Here is a 14,578-nt window from a genome sequence, read left to right as displayed (position 1 = left end):
ATCTTTTACTTATCTGTTAAAACATTCAGACTGTGTAAGATTTACAGTGAGTCATGGAATGTTCTATTGATAACGTCGAGCTGCTGCTCACGTGTAAGTGAGATAAACTTAACAGCATATCCTGATACACGGATTGTGAAGTTAGCGTACTCTGGCTTATCCGGATTCTCCATTGCATCAAGGAGCTTATCCTTACCGAATACGTTTACATTTAAGTGGTGAGCACCCTGATCGAAGTATCCGTCCATAGCGCTTACAAGCTTCTCAGCTCTTTCTTCCTCGTCATGTCCGAGTGCTGATGGGTTCATTGTCTGAGTATTTGAGATACCATCTAATGACCACTCATAAGGAATCTTAGCTACTGAGTTCAGTGAAGCAAGAAGTCCTGATGTCTCTGCACCGTAACTTGGGTTAGCACCTGGTGCGAATGGTGTCCAAGCACGTCTTCCATCCGGAAGGTTACCTGTGTACTTACCATATACTACGTTTGATGTAATTGTCAGGATAGATGTTGTAGGCTCTGAATTACGATATGTGTGTCTCTTCTTGATGTCTGTAAGGAACTCATGAAGAAGCCATACACCGATGTTATCAGCTCTGTCATCATCATTACCATATTTAGGGAATTCTCCCTCGATCTCAAAGTCTTCTGCAAGACCTGTTTCTGCGTTACGAATAACCTTAACCTTAGCATACTTGATAGCTGACAGTGAGTCGATTACGTGTGAGAATCCGGCAATACCTGTTGCAAATGTACGACGTACATCTGTATCGATAAGTGCCATCTCTGCTGACTCATAGTAATACTTATCATGCATGTACTGAATCAGGTTCAGGATATTTACATAAAGTCCTGCTAACCAATCAAGCATCTTCTTGTACTTAGCAAGAACTTCATCATAGTCAAGATACTCCGCAGTAATTGGAGCATACTCAGGACCAACCTGCATTGGCTTGCCTGTCTTCTTGTCTAAGAACTTCTCATCTTTACCACCGTTGATAGCGTAAAGGAGACACTTAGCAAGGTTTGCACGAGCTCCGAAGAACTGCATCTCTTTACCTGTCTGTGTAGCTGATACACAGCAGCAGATTGAATAGTCATCACCCCAGATAGGCTTCATAACATCATCATTCTCGTACTGGATTGAGCTTGTTCTTACTGAGATCTTAGCAGCATACTTCTTGAATGTATCCTGAAGAGCTGAAGAATAAAGAACTGTAAGGTTTGGTTCTGGAGCCGGTCCCATGTTCTCAAGAGTATGAAGGAATCTGTAGTCGTTCTTTGTAACCATTGAACGTCCGTCAACACCGATACCACCAACTTCAAGTGTAGCCCATACAGGGTCACCTGAGAACAGTTCGTTGTATGACTTAATTCTTGCGAACTTAACCATACGAAGTTTCATTGTGAAATGATCGATAAGCTCCTGAGCCTCAGCCTCTGTAAGCTTTCCGGCCTTAATATCTCTCTCAATATAAATATCAAGGAATGTTGATACACGTCCTACTGACATAGCAGCACCATTCTGAGTCTTGATAGCTGAAAGGTATCCGAAGTATAACCACTGAACAGCTTCCTTAGCGTTTGAAGCAGGCTTAGAAATATCATAACCATATGACTGAGCCATAACCTTCATCTCCTGCAGACGTCTGATCTGCTCTGCAAGCTCTTCTCTCTGACGGATAATATCATCAAACATATTACCATCGCCACAGTTTGCCTTGTCTTCCTCTTTCCAAGCGATCAGCTGATCGATACCGTAAAGAGCAACTCTTCTGTAGTCACCTACGATACGTCCACGTCCATAAGTATCAGGAAGACCTGTTACGATATGTGTATGACGTGCAGCTTTCATCTCTGGTGTATAGGCATCAAATACTGCCTGGTTATGTGTCTTGTGATACTCTGTAAAGATCTTATGGAAGTTCTCGTTTGGCTTGTAACCATACATCTCAAGAGCTTCCTCAGCCATCTTAATACCACCATAAGGCATGAATGCTCTCTTAAGTGGTTCGTCTGTCTGAAGACCAACAACCTGCTCAAGGTCCTTTGTCTCAGGATCAATATATCCAGGGCCGTATGCTGTGATGCTTGATACAACATCAGCATCCTCCTTTAATACACCGCCGTTATCTCTTTCTGCTTTCTGAAGAGCCTGAAGCTTGTCCCAGAGCTTGTTAGTAGCATCTGTTGGTCCGGCAAGGAAGCTCTCGTCTCCGTCGTACATTGTGTAGTTGTTCTGGATGAAGTCTCTGACATTACATTCTTCTTTCCAGAGTCTACCTGTGAATGAATCCCATTCCTGGTTCTGTAACATAATAATTTTTTCTCCTTTCAATTTTATATTATGTGAATATATAATACACTCTAATGGTATTATACAGAATCTTTTTTTATAATTCAACAATCCTTATCATTTTTATTGTATTTCTTTTCGTACATTCGCATAATTTTTACAAATTTTTTTAATCTCTAAAAAAAAGCTTGACACAGAGTGAACTCCAAGAACTATCATTTAATTATCAAAGACAAGGAGGATCGTCAAATGAATAAATTATCAGACACATTTGAACTGAAAAATGGAGTATCAATTCCATGTATCGGATATGGAAATGAGATCAGCGTTGGCAAAGGAATTGCCGAAAGTGGAATTGCGATACATGGAACGCCATGACAGATTTGTATAAATCCGGCAAAATCAGTAACACCATATCGAATCGTTGAAAATGCCAACATGTGCTTATCATATTGAATACCGGTTGTTTTCCTGCCGGCACATCCAGTGCCAACCGCAGCTTAGTCGCCGGCTTTATATCTATCGTTCCTGCCATTTTATCCCTTACTTTCTTCTTTATATATCGTTCATTTTGAACAGACGAATCTATACTTTATCTCCCATCCTGATTTTTGTCGATTTTTAAGTATATGTGACAAATATTTAAACATATTGTAAACAGAAAATCCAGTATTTTATATCAGGAATGCGTTAATTACGGCAAATAACTGCATACGTGAAAAAAGCTGCCGGAATCCATCATATATCTCCCTTTTCACCTGCATTATATCAGGCAAAACCGGTTAATAAATGACCAATTCCGACAGCTTTTTGTCTCAGCTATTGTTTCTTATAACATTCTATATAATAGCTATATTGCTTATGATTCTCTGCTGTTCTTTTCTGCATCTGCAGATATCTTATCGCTATCCGATTCTTTTTTAATAAAAGTCTCATTAATGAAAAAGAATCCTCCGAGACCGATTGCAACAACGCCAAAAACAATAGCAAATATATCCATACCCATTTTATTATTCTCCTTTTCTTCTTACATATTCGGTTTTCAAATGTAAGAAGTCAGGAGTTTCTTTCCGTCCTTTTTATGTATATACTCAAGCCTTCGATACCATTGAGATGCATGCACCAGTGTGCCGATCTTCACCCACCATTTTCTGGTATCACAAACGAACCCTGATAAGGTAAACAGAAACGGTAAAACCAGGATCCACAGATCAACTGTTTTCTCTGATTGAAACGATTTCAAGTTCTGCGTTTCAAACACTGTACGAAGAACGCTTCCTGTCGGAAGTATCCCTATTTCATTAATTGATGTCGTCCGGACTTCACGAAGCACCGATTTATTCTGTTCAAGCCCCCGCTCCATTCTGGAGCTTTCTATATCACCTATGCCCAAAACGGTGGCAGCTAATATCAATATGATACAATATATCACACATATTTGTTTCTTCTGTTGTTGAAGCATAGCTGCCACCTCACTTTCTGTAGATTTCTTTCTGCATATCCTATACTTACTGCATGCCGCATAATCAGCACACTTGAGAACGAATAATTTCGCGTTCATTATCTCATAAATATAACAAAATGAATATTCTTTATTTTACTCTTATCTATTTCTTAATTTCTTCGCGGAGCTGTGTTCCAAGTTTCTGAATATCTTCTTCCAGGTCATCCTCCAGCTCATGCACATCTTTTTCAAGACGATCCTTAAACATCAGAAGGAAACTGATAAGAAGCAATCCGCTGGATACCCAGATAGCATGGAAGCCCAGATGTACCGACAGAATGCCTCCGATTCCGGCTCCGACCGCAAAGAACAGGATCACACCGAAATAATACAGTGACATTTCTAACTGCTCCGGTTTCTTTTCTCTTAAATATACAGATAAGGCTGCTGTTCCACTCCTGAGATTTCCGATACACATCGTACTCGCATAAGAATGTCCGTTGACTTTCCGGAATGTCTGAACCTGCATTGCACAGGAGAAAGATACCAATACCGTTGCCAGCATGTTCCATCCTTCTGTTAAAAATCCAACAAAGAACAAAATAAAGATCTCCATCAACAAAATGGATTGCCTCCAATGAAGCTTCTTTGCGTATTTGAACCGTCCCTGTACCTGTTCTGCAAAGAACACCCCAAATGCAAATGCAAACAACGGATACAGATATCGAAGTCCTGCCTGCCATTCACCCATCATAAAATGCTGACTCATCAGCACTACATTTCCTGTCTGTGCATTTGAAAACACTTCATCTCTTGTAAAATATGTATAGGCATCCTGAAATCCACCGGATAACGCCAGAAACACACTGGTAATAAACGCTTCCGACATCTGCCGTTTCGCCTGTCTGTTCTGCCCAACTTTCATCTCGATCAACTCTCCGTTCTTCTTCAAATACTATCAGACACAATATAGTTAGCAAGAACGATATGCCATGCTACAAAGAAAAACCGGATGTGAAACCCACACCCGGTTCTTCTTTGTCCGAAGTATATCCTGACGTTATAGTGTCTCAGGTGTATCTCACGAACATATATTGTATTCTGATCATTCAGATATTATTTCTGAGGACCTGCTGCAACTAATGCCTTACCAGCTTCGTTGCTCTCGTACTTAGCAAAGTTCTTGATGAATCTGTCAGCAAGATCTAATGCCTTTGTCTCCCATGCAGAAGCATCTGCATATGTGTCACGAGGATCAAGAATTGCCGGATCAACACCCGGAAGCTCTGTAGGTACTTCAAAGTTGAAGTAAGGGATCTTCTTTGTAGGAGCTGAAAGGATAGCACCGCTAAGGATAGCATCGATGATACCTCTTGTATCCTTGATTGAGATACGCTTGCCTGTTCCGTTCCATCCTGTATTTACAAGATAAGCCTTAGCTCCGCTCTTCTCCATCTTCTTAACAAGCTCTTCAGCATACTTTGTAGGATGTAACTCAAGGAATGCCTGTCCGAAACATGCTGAGAATGTAGGTGTCGGCTCTGTGATTCCACGCTCTGTACCGGCAAGCTTAGCTGTGAAGCCTGACAGGAAGTAGTACTGTGTCTGCTCTGGTGTCAGAATAGATACCGGAGGAAGTACTCCGAATGCATCTGCTGAAAGGAAGATAACATTCTTTGCTGCAGGAGCTGATGAGATAGGACGAACGATGTTCTTAATATGATCAATTGGATAAGATACACGAGTATTCTCTGTAACGCTCTTATCTGTGAAGTCGATCTTACCATTTGCATCTACTGTTACGTTCTCAAGAAGAGCATCTCTTCTGATCGCATTATAGATATCCGGCTCTGAATCCTTATCAAGGTCGATAACCTTTGCGTAGCAGCCACCTTCGAAGTTGAATACGCCGTTGTCATCCCAGCCGTGCTCATCATCACCGATCAGGAGACGCTTAGGATCTGTTGAAAGTGTTGTCTTACCTGTTCCTGAAAGACCGAAGAAGATAGCTGTGTTCTCACCGTTCATATCTGTGTTTGCTGAACAGTGCATAGCTGCCATTCCCTTAAGTGGAAGGTAGTAGTTCATCATTGAGAACATACCCTTCTTCATCTCTCCGCCGTACCATGTATTGATGATAACCTGCTCATGGCTTGTGATGTTGAATGCTACACATGTCTCTGAGTTAAGACCAAGTTCTTTATAGTTTTCTACTTTAGCCTTTGATGCGTTGTAAACAACGAAATCCGGCTCGAAGTTCTCAAGTTCTTCAGCAGTTGGCTTGATGAACATATTTGTTACGAAATGTGCCTGCCAAGCTACTTCTACGATAAAACGGATAGCCATACGAGTATCAGCGTTTGCTCCACAGAAAGCATCAACTACAAATAATTTCTTATTTGAAAGTTCCTTCTTGGCAATATCCTTAACGGATGCCCATGTCTCTTCTGTCATTGGATGATTATCGTTCTTGTAACCATCTGTTGTCCACCATACAGTGCCCTTTGAATTCTCATCAACAACAATATACTTATCTTTAGGTGAACGTCCTGTATAAATACCTGTCATTACATTAACAGCGCCAAGCTCTGTTTCCTGTCCTTTTTCATATCCTTCAAGAGTAGATTTAGTCTCTTCCTCGAAAAGTGTTTCATACGAAGGGTTGTAAACGATCTCTGTAGTTCCAGTAATGCCATACTTGCTTAAATCAATATTTTTCATTGTACACAAATCCTCTTTTCTTTCTAAGTATTATTCTATGGAGGTTAGTTTGTACTACCAACTTCCACAGTCAATTTGTATTATAGCCATCCCTAATCAAAAAGTAAAGAAAATCTTTACCGGATATGACTTTTTTACATTTTTTTTATAATCATCACGCCTGTATTTTATAATTTATATTTGTTTTAGAAACACAGACAGATTGCATAGACAAGTGCCGCCATGATCCATGCAACAACACACTGTCCGACCACAACTACCAGTGCCCATTTGCTTCCAAGTTCCCGTTTTACGGAAGAAACGGCTGCTACACATGGAGTATACAGCAGACAGAATATCAACAATGACAGAGCGGATGCCGGTGTCAGGATCTTATGGATAACATCCATGCTTCCAGTCAGCACAGACAATGTTGATACTACACTCTCCTTGGCCATAAATCCAGATATCAGTGCCGTCGATATCCGCCAGTCTCCGAAACCAAGCGGTGCAAATACCGGTGCGATCAATCCTGCGACAACTGCAAGGATACTGTTCTGTGAATCTGCCGTCAGGTTAAAGTGCAGATCAAAGCTCTGTAAGAACCAGATCACGATCGTTGCCACAAAGATAACCGTAAATGCCCGCTGTAAGAAATCCTTTGCCTTTTCCCATAATAACTGCAATACATTTTTCAATGCCGGCATTCTGTAGTTTGGAAGCTCCATAACAAACGGAACTGCCTCACCCTTGAATAATGTCTTTCTGATAATAAGCGCCACAAGGATTCCTATCAGTATTCCCACAACATACAACCCGACCATAACAAGTACTTTATACTTTGGGAAAAACGCTGTTGCAAAGAATGCATAGATCGGAAGCTTTGCAGAACAGCTCATAAACGGGGTCAACAGGATCGTCATCTTACGATCACGCTCCGACGGAAGGGTACGGCTCGCCATAATGCCGGGAACCGTACAGCCGAAGCCAACCAGCATCGGCACAATACTTCTTCCGGATAACCCAATCTTTCTGAGTGGTTTGTCCATGACGAAAGCAACACGAGCCATATATCCACTGTCTTCCAATAACGAAAGAAATAAGAACAGCACCACTATAATCGGAAGAAAACTCAGCACACTTCCAACTCCCTTAAAGATACCATCGATCACAAGTGAATGAATCACCGTGTTCACCGACCATGCAGTCAGAAGCTGATCCATCTGCGCTGTCAGATAATCAATCCCTTTCTCCAGCAGATTCTGAAGTACCGCTCCGATCACATTAAAGGTCAGAAAGAAGACTGCTCCCATGATCAATATAAAGGTCGGTATCGCGGTATACTTTCCCGTAAGAACCGCATCGATCCTCCGGCTTCTGATACGTTCCTTACTCTCTGCCGGTTTGACAACCGTTTGTCTGCAGATCCGCTGTATAAAATCGAACCGCATGTCTGCAATTGCTGCTGCACGATCAATTCCACGTTCTTCTTCCATCTGGCTTACAATGTGTTCTATCATCTCCGTCTCATTCTGTTCAAGATGCAGAGATTTTTCCATCTCTGCATCCCCTTCTGCCACCTTCGCCGCAGCAAAACGAACCGGGATTCCCGCATTCTCTGCATGGTCTTCGATCAGATGCATGATTCCATGCAGGCACCGGTGCACCGAACCACCATGATCTTCCGGATCACAGAAATCCTGTCTGCCCGGTCTCTCCTGATATCTGGCGACATGAACTGCATGTTCGATCAATTCATCTACACCCTGATTCTTGATCGCAGAGATTGGAATAACCGGAATTCCAAGCATACTTTCCAGCTGGTTAATACGGATTGATCCTCCGTTCTCACGAACTTCATCCATCATATTCAGTGCCAGCACCATCGGTATATCAAGCTCCATCAGTTGCATCGTCAGATAGAGATTTCTCTCAATATTGGTTGCATCCACGATATTGATTATGCCCTTTGGTTTTTCATCGAATACAAACTGTCTGGTTACAATTTCTTCGCTACTGTACGGCGAGAGAGAATATACACCCGGAAGGTCGGTTACTCTTGTGTCCGGATATCCTTTGATCATTCCCTCTTTCCGATCAACCGTTACTCCGGGGAAATTACCTACATGCTGATTCGAGCCTGTCAACTGGTTAAATAATGTCGTCTTGCCACAGTTCTGGTTACCAACCAGAGCAAAGGTCAGGATCTCATCCTTCGGCAGCGGATGTTCATCTGCTTTCACATGATACTTTCCGCCTTCGCCAAGTCCCGGATGTTCTACTAAAGCTTTATCCTTTTTGTTATCTTTCCTATGTTCGTCTTCATCTGATTTTTTATCTGATACCTCGATCTGCTCAGCATCCGCCAGTCGGAACGTCAGTTCATAATCATGAATACGGATTTCAAGAGGATCGCCCATTGGTGCATATTTGATCAGTTCAACCTCAATACCGGGTATCACGCCCATGTCAAGGAAATGCTGTCTCAGTGCTCCATCACCGCCAACTGTACAGATGGTTGCGGACTGTCCCTCTTTCAAATCTTTGATCGTCATTTGTATCGCCTCTTAACTCTTTATAATAAATATTTATCAATTGCTTCTGCACATCCATCATGGTCGCAGTCATTGACAACAACCGCAGCAACTGCTTTTACATGTTCATTTGCATTTCCGACCGCAATCGCTAATCCTGCAGTTTCCAATATATTCAGATCGTTATCTGCATCACCAACCGCAATCGTTTCATCGATTTCAATACCCAGGTGCTCACACAGCCGGAACAGCCCGGTTCCTTTGGTAACTCCTGTCGCCGAACATTCCAAAGCGGTCTTCTCCGCATCCGCAAGAACAAGATCCAGTCCGGCAAGTCTCTTTCTGGTTCTCTCTCTGCCTTCTGCTGTCGCATGATACAGGTTCAGCTTCGGGACCTCAAATGGATGTTCCTTATAATATTCATAGATATCATCGACCTGTGTTGTAACCTTCTCATACATTGGCCGATAGACGCCCATCCCAAAGCGTTCCATCTGGGGTATGTCCTTTTTCTGCACTATGGATTCGATTGCAAGCAGATGCACCATTAGATCTTCTTTTTTACTTTCTGCCAGAATCTTTTCTGCCAGTTCAATAGAGATTGCATTCGAATACAGGATCTTCTCCTCTTTCACATCATACAGAATCGCGCCGCTGGAGCAGACAACATAACGCAGTCCCGGTATCCGCTTAAAATATTCCCGAAGCTCTGCCACACATCTTCCGGTCGAAAGGATCACTTCCTTTCCTGCATCAAATGCGCGGTTCACAGCTTCCAGTGTCTGCTCTGATATCCGCTTTTCGGAATTTAATAAGGTTCCATCCATATCAAAAGCAATCAACTTGTATTTACTCATATCCATGTCTGCCTTTCTGTTTTTATATTCAGATTTGTTTCATTCCGATACTGTTATTCTCTTTCATTTATATTTGTTTTGTGTTTATTTTTTTCTTATTGCTTTAATCTCTTCCGTAATCTTTTTCCGGTTCTTTATCAATCCACGCACCCAACGGAAAACAGTATAAAACGGCAACAGAATCTTATGACGGTATACCATCGGTACATTCTCTTTATAAAATCCCATATCCGGGAAAAGTCTCCGCCACATATACCGCCATTTTGTTCCGGTTGTGATTGTGTCTCCATCTGCCTGAAGTTCTTTCAGCGCCCGTTCCACCATGCCGGCGACCGTTCCGTATGTGCCAGAATACATCAGTTCGGCAAGAAGCTCCCGCTCCTGTTCTGTAAGCCGGCTCTTCTGCCCCATATCCTCCGATGCAAATATCTTATGTGCAAGACTCCGCAGCGTCTGCTCAAATTCCGCTGCTCCAAATACAGCTAACTCCTGCCCGATGTATTCATAATCAAAATGATCGACATATGCTTCATTCAGAATATAGCAATCTGTAAGTGTCCGTATTCCGGTTCCTGAACCTTTATGATGCTTATAAGCATGGGCGATCACATAAATATACAGATCATTTTCTTCAAAATGATAACCAAAGGAATTGCTTTCATCTTTTATCAGTCTGTCCTTCACATCCTGATAATATTGATTCCATTCTGCTCCCGGCTTCTCTGAAAACAATACCCGGTGCATCTCGAAATTATAGACCGGTTCTTTCAGATAAGTATCATGTGCTCCAACGCCATAAGCTTCCGTCTGATATCCGTGTTCTTCCATATACGACCGGATCTTCTGACTGTATACAGGATCAAACAAGATATCATTATCTGACATTTCCCTCATTCCGGGCGTCTTATACAGATCCTTTATGATGCTCCCCTTTAATGGCATATACCAGATACCTTCGGCTTCCATATATCTAAATAACTGCTTTCTTGCAGCATCTAACAGCATATTCTTACGCAACGCCTTATCCCTTTTCTCCCGCCATGCCGCAAGAAGCTGCGGATACTCTGCCGCAAATGTCTGGTCCACCTTTAACGCAGGTTCAATGGCGTCATAAACCAGAGCGCCTAACATATGATATTTGCTCCACTTCCAGACAGCCTGCAGATCCATCTGATGCAACCGTTCCGTTGATACCGGTTTCATATGAAGTCCACACGCCACTAACTCCAGAAAATCCCATTCATTTTTTCCAAGTGTCCTGATGTTATACTGAATCATATTATCTCATTCCTCATTCTTCCCTGTCCGTCATCATTGCTATCGTACGGTCACACACCTGCAAAGCTGCCGGCCGGTGGGTAACGATCAGGACAGTCCGATCTGTCATTGCACGGAGATTGGAAAGCAGCCGTTTCTCTGTCTGTTCATCCAGTGCACTTGTCGCTTCATCAAGGATCAGAACCGGGTGTCCGGAATAAACCGCCCTTGCAACTGCCAGACGCTGGATCTGTCCCTCCGATAATCCATGTCCCTGTTCTCCAAGTGGAGTTTCCATCTGTTCCGGAAGCTGATAAACAAATTCTGCGCAGGCAGCTTTGAGTGCCTGTGTCAGTTTCTCCGTGTCGACATGCTCACCAAATGCCACCGCTTCCTTTATTGTTCCACTCATCAGATGATTTCCCTGCGGTACATAAGCAAACAAAGACCGGAAGCCTGCATGCATCTTATGCCTTTCACCGCCAAATATTACGTTACAATCCCCGGAATCCAGTGCATACAGACTCATTAATATTTTAAGCACTGTACTCTTTCCACACCCGGATGGTCCGGTCAGTGCCAGGAATTCTCCTCTTGCAATATGCATATTAAAATGCTCCAGAACCTTTCTTTCACAGTAGTCTGTATCTGTCTGCGCCTGAACACCCAGCAGATCCGTATCTCTCCGATAGGCAAAGGAGCCATTCACAATCTCAAGAGCCATAAACTGTTCCCGGAAATCGGAAGGGAGTATCTCTGATCCCGTTCTGTCCGGTTCAAAGGTTTCTGCCTGCATCAGCCGTTCTGCACTGGCAAGGCAGGCAAAATATTTTGGAAAATACCCAGACAGATTCGCAAACGGTGTCTGGATCTGTGCGACAAGCTGAAGCACTGCTATAAAGGTTCCATAGGAAACCTGTCCTTTCAATATTCCATACCCACAATATATGGCTCCCAGAATATAAGCTCCATTCATTGCTGCACCGAACCCGATATTACAGATATTGGAAAATCTGTTTTTCTTCATCCGGCTGCCCTGATGTGCATTCATATACCGGTCTGCTTCATCTGCCGTTTTCTGTTCTTTTACGAATGTGTGAAGGATCACCAGACCGGATAACCGTTCCGATAAAAAAATCCGTAATCTGCCATCTGCCTCCTGCACTTTTTTATGAAGACGTTTCAACACCCGCCGGAATATCCAGGTCAGAAAGACAAGCAGAAGACCTCCCGGTATCAATACATAAGCAAGTTCCGGCATAATACCGATCAGCAGAACAACCGCGATCAGGATCCGTGTCAGCATCCCGCATACACCGGGAACGATCTGCGCCAGTCCATCCGCCACGATCACAGTATCTGAAGTCAGGCGGTTCATCCATTCTCCGGAATGGATCTGTGTGACTTCGCGGTAACTTCTTCCCATAAGTTCCGAAAACAATCGTTTCTTCCAGATATTTTCATAAGTTGACCGTGTTTTTTCTTCCAGATAACGGTCAACCGCCCGGAACGTGATCTGCAGGATCACAAGCAGTACAAGTCCTGTTCCCGCTGCCACAAAACCGGAACGTTCTCCTTCCACCGCATGATCGATCAGATTCCGGAGCAGTAATGCGAGCAGGCCGCCGGACATACCAAGAAGGACAGATATTATAAGCAGGAAAACGATATAATACCGCTTTCCTGCTATACCCTGCCACATCCATACAAATGTTTTCCTGTTCTGTTCACCCTGCATCATCCTGCTTTGTTTCTTCATCTGCTCTTACCCATTTTCCTGCGCAGCCGAGCAGCTCTTGCCTTTACAAATAAAATACCTGCCCGGATATAAAAAAGATCACACCATATATGCACATACCATCTGTATCGCTTATCCGTAACCGGAATCTCTTTTCCATCCCGTATCACCCCAGTAAGCACTCCGATAATATCCGGATCCGTAATATCATATTCTCTCCTGTAATTGTGATCCCCACAGATCACATAACCATCATTTCTTACAGAAAGGATCCTGTGCAGGATATAATGATCTCCCCTTTTATAAAGCACCGCATCATACTTTTTAAGCCGTCCTTCCGGTCTGGACTTTATGATCATAATATCACGATGTTCCCGAAGGAGAGGCATCATACTGCGTCCTACATTGGTATATATAATGGTTCCATATTTGTTTAACTGTTCCTCATAAGTAGAACAGCTATCATATCCCTGTTTCTCCGTTTTCATTTTCTCTCTTTTTGCTGTTCCGGCTTCTTAATATTCGATCGCACCAATGGAATCCAGCTTCTTCAATATTCCCTTCACATCCCTGCGGACAACAGCCTCCGGTGCATCATATGCATCTGTCATTGCATGAACGATATCATCCTCTGTCACAGTTTTTTTCAGACATTCTACGATAAAGCCCGCTGTCTCATTGCTTCTGACCAGACCGGAAAAGCTGTCGGTTCCGGCAGCTACCATGATCTGTTCTCCATCTGTTTCATATGTAATAAATTCATCTTTTAATTTCATTTACCGCTCCATTATTTCTGTATATTTTCGTTTTGTTGTTTTATATGTTTTTAATCTGCATAATCTATATCTGTATTCATTCCATTGTAGGAAGTCTCCACTGCCTGCATGGACATATTGCAGCCCAGCCGGTACAGCTTTGTTTTATCCATGATCTGCTCCGCCAGACGGATTGTCGATGATAATACCGCCGGCTGATCTGAACGATAACTCTGCTGTAATATCATCTTCCATGCATCCCGCTTCCTGATCTGTTCGATATGATTGACCGTATCCCGTTCCAGAATACATACTGCCTTTAATGGAACCATGATGTTGTTCTGCAGATGATCCTTGCCCGCCCATGGGGTTCCGCATGCCAGCACGCCTTTGCCGGTTACTTTCAACAATGGCTTATCGTCATTTACCATCACAGCACGATTTCCAAAATATTTGCGCCACAGCTTGGTATGTGTAGATTTTCCGGTTCCACTCTTCGCCGTGAACAGATACGCTTCTCCATCCACCGCTATCACCGAACCATGAAATAACAAGGTATTGTATGCGATCATCTGATCTGCGATCTTCCGGTATAACGCCAGCGTTTCCAGATATGCATCACTGTAGTATCCAAACCACGGTCTTCCCGGTCCTTTCCTTCCACCGACCTGTTCCTGCTTCTCCGACCGATCCCGTTCCGCTGCGATATCCCTCTGTGTGATCATCACCGAAAATGCCTCCGGTCCCGTTGTCAGGTAGTCCCGACAATATTCTCTTGTACTTCTGTAATTCGCATAGATCTTTATCGTTACATCTGCAAGCCGGATCCAAAATATAAATTTTTCATTCCCAAATCCCATCTTTTCATTCTTCATGTTCCATATACCACCATCATTTAAAATCCTGCCTTAGTTTACCACACAGTAAGGATGACGTGCAATAAGAAAAAAGACACCCTCGTGGCCAGGGTGCCTTCAATGCTATAGCAATTTAATG

Annotated in this window: 13 protein-coding genes; 1 reads left to right on the top strand and 12 read right to left on the bottom strand. The window is 43.0% G+C overall.

Annotation, left to right across the window (positions count from 1 at the left end):
• Positions 1–41: 41 nt before the first annotated feature.
• A complete protein-coding gene (pflB, locus tag DWW85_RS01725; protein WP_117807306.1) occupies positions 42–2,318 on the bottom strand; it encodes a formate C-acetyltransferase in 2,277 nt (758 codons plus the stop codon).
• 228 nt (positions 2,319–2,546) lie between these two features.
• On the opposite strand from pflB, the gene DWW85_RS13025 reads away from it, so the two are divergent.
• Positions 2,547–2,675, top strand: coding sequence for a hypothetical protein (locus DWW85_RS13025; RefSeq protein ID WP_264293231.1), 129 nt, complete (start codon positions 2,547–2,549; stop codon positions 2,673–2,675).
• A gap of 481 nt (positions 2,676–3,156) precedes the next feature.
• On the opposite strand, the gene DWW85_RS12640 is transcribed toward DWW85_RS13025, so the two are convergent.
• The 11 genes from DWW85_RS12640 to DWW85_RS01675 form a co-directional block, all read right to left on the bottom strand.
• Positions 3,157–3,303: a hypothetical protein gene (locus tag DWW85_RS12640; RefSeq protein ID WP_008401909.1), complete on the bottom strand. Its 147-nt coding sequence runs from the start codon at positions 3,301–3,303 to the stop codon at positions 3,157–3,159.
• Positions 3,304–3,339: 36 nt separating this feature from the next.
• Entirely contained in the window at positions 3,340–3,759 is a 420-nt protein-coding gene (locus DWW85_RS01720; RefSeq protein ID WP_147340888.1) for a hypothetical protein, read from the bottom strand.
• A gap of 145 nt (positions 3,760–3,904) precedes the next feature.
• Positions 3,905–4,693, bottom strand: a complete 789-nt coding sequence (locus DWW85_RS01715; RefSeq protein WP_347470663.1) for a YoaK family protein — start codon at positions 4,691–4,693, stop codon at positions 3,905–3,907.
• A gap of 164 nt (positions 4,694–4,857) precedes the next feature.
• Positions 4,858–6,462 (bottom strand): phosphoenolpyruvate carboxykinase (ATP), encoded by a 1,605-nt coding sequence (pckA, locus tag DWW85_RS01710; RefSeq protein WP_008401912.1) that lies wholly within the window; start codon positions 6,460–6,462, stop codon positions 4,858–4,860.
• Between the two features lie 185 nt (positions 6,463–6,647).
• The gene (gene feoB / locus DWW85_RS01705) at positions 6,648–8,996 is read right to left on the bottom strand and encodes a ferrous iron transport protein B (RefSeq protein WP_117807304.1); all 2,349 of its coding nucleotides are present in this window, start codon (positions 8,994–8,996) and stop codon (positions 6,648–6,650) included.
• A 20-nt stretch (positions 8,997–9,016) separates the two neighbouring features.
• Positions 9,017–9,832, bottom strand: a complete 816-nt coding sequence (locus tag DWW85_RS01700) for an HAD family hydrolase (RefSeq protein ID WP_117807303.1) — start codon at positions 9,830–9,832, stop codon at positions 9,017–9,019.
• Positions 9,833–9,916: 84 nt separating this feature from the next.
• Positions 9,917–11,110, bottom strand: a complete 1,194-nt coding sequence (locus tag DWW85_RS01695) for a nucleotidyltransferase family protein (protein WP_117807302.1) — start codon at positions 11,108–11,110, stop codon at positions 9,917–9,919.
• Positions 11,111–11,123: 13 nt separating this feature from the next.
• Complete coding sequence (locus DWW85_RS01690) at positions 11,124–12,848, bottom strand: ABC transporter ATP-binding protein (RefSeq protein ID WP_117807301.1); 1,725 nt, start codon at positions 12,846–12,848, stop codon at positions 11,124–11,126.
• The gene (locus tag DWW85_RS01685) at positions 12,845–13,315 is read right to left on the bottom strand and encodes a hypothetical protein (protein ID WP_117807300.1); all 471 of its coding nucleotides are present in this window, start codon (positions 13,313–13,315) and stop codon (positions 12,845–12,847) included. The genes DWW85_RS01690 and DWW85_RS01685 overlap by 4 nt, the downstream gene beginning before the upstream one ends.
• A 27-nt stretch (positions 13,316–13,342) precedes the next feature.
• Complete coding sequence (locus DWW85_RS01680) at positions 13,343–13,603, bottom strand: PqqD family protein (RefSeq protein WP_117807299.1); 261 nt, start codon at positions 13,601–13,603, stop codon at positions 13,343–13,345.
• A gap of 50 nt (positions 13,604–13,653) precedes the next feature.
• On the bottom strand, positions 13,654–14,457 hold the full coding sequence (locus DWW85_RS01675) for a hypothetical protein (protein WP_242995981.1): 804 nt from the start codon (positions 14,455–14,457) through the stop codon (positions 13,654–13,656).
• Positions 14,458–14,578 lie beyond the last annotated feature (121 nt).

Source organism: Clostridium sp. AF17-21AC (assembly GCF_003461365.1).
Lineage (GTDB): Bacteria > Bacillota > Clostridia > Lachnospirales > Lachnospiraceae > Coprococcus > Coprococcus ammoniilyticus.
This window is presented reverse-complemented; position numbering and strand designations above follow the sequence as displayed.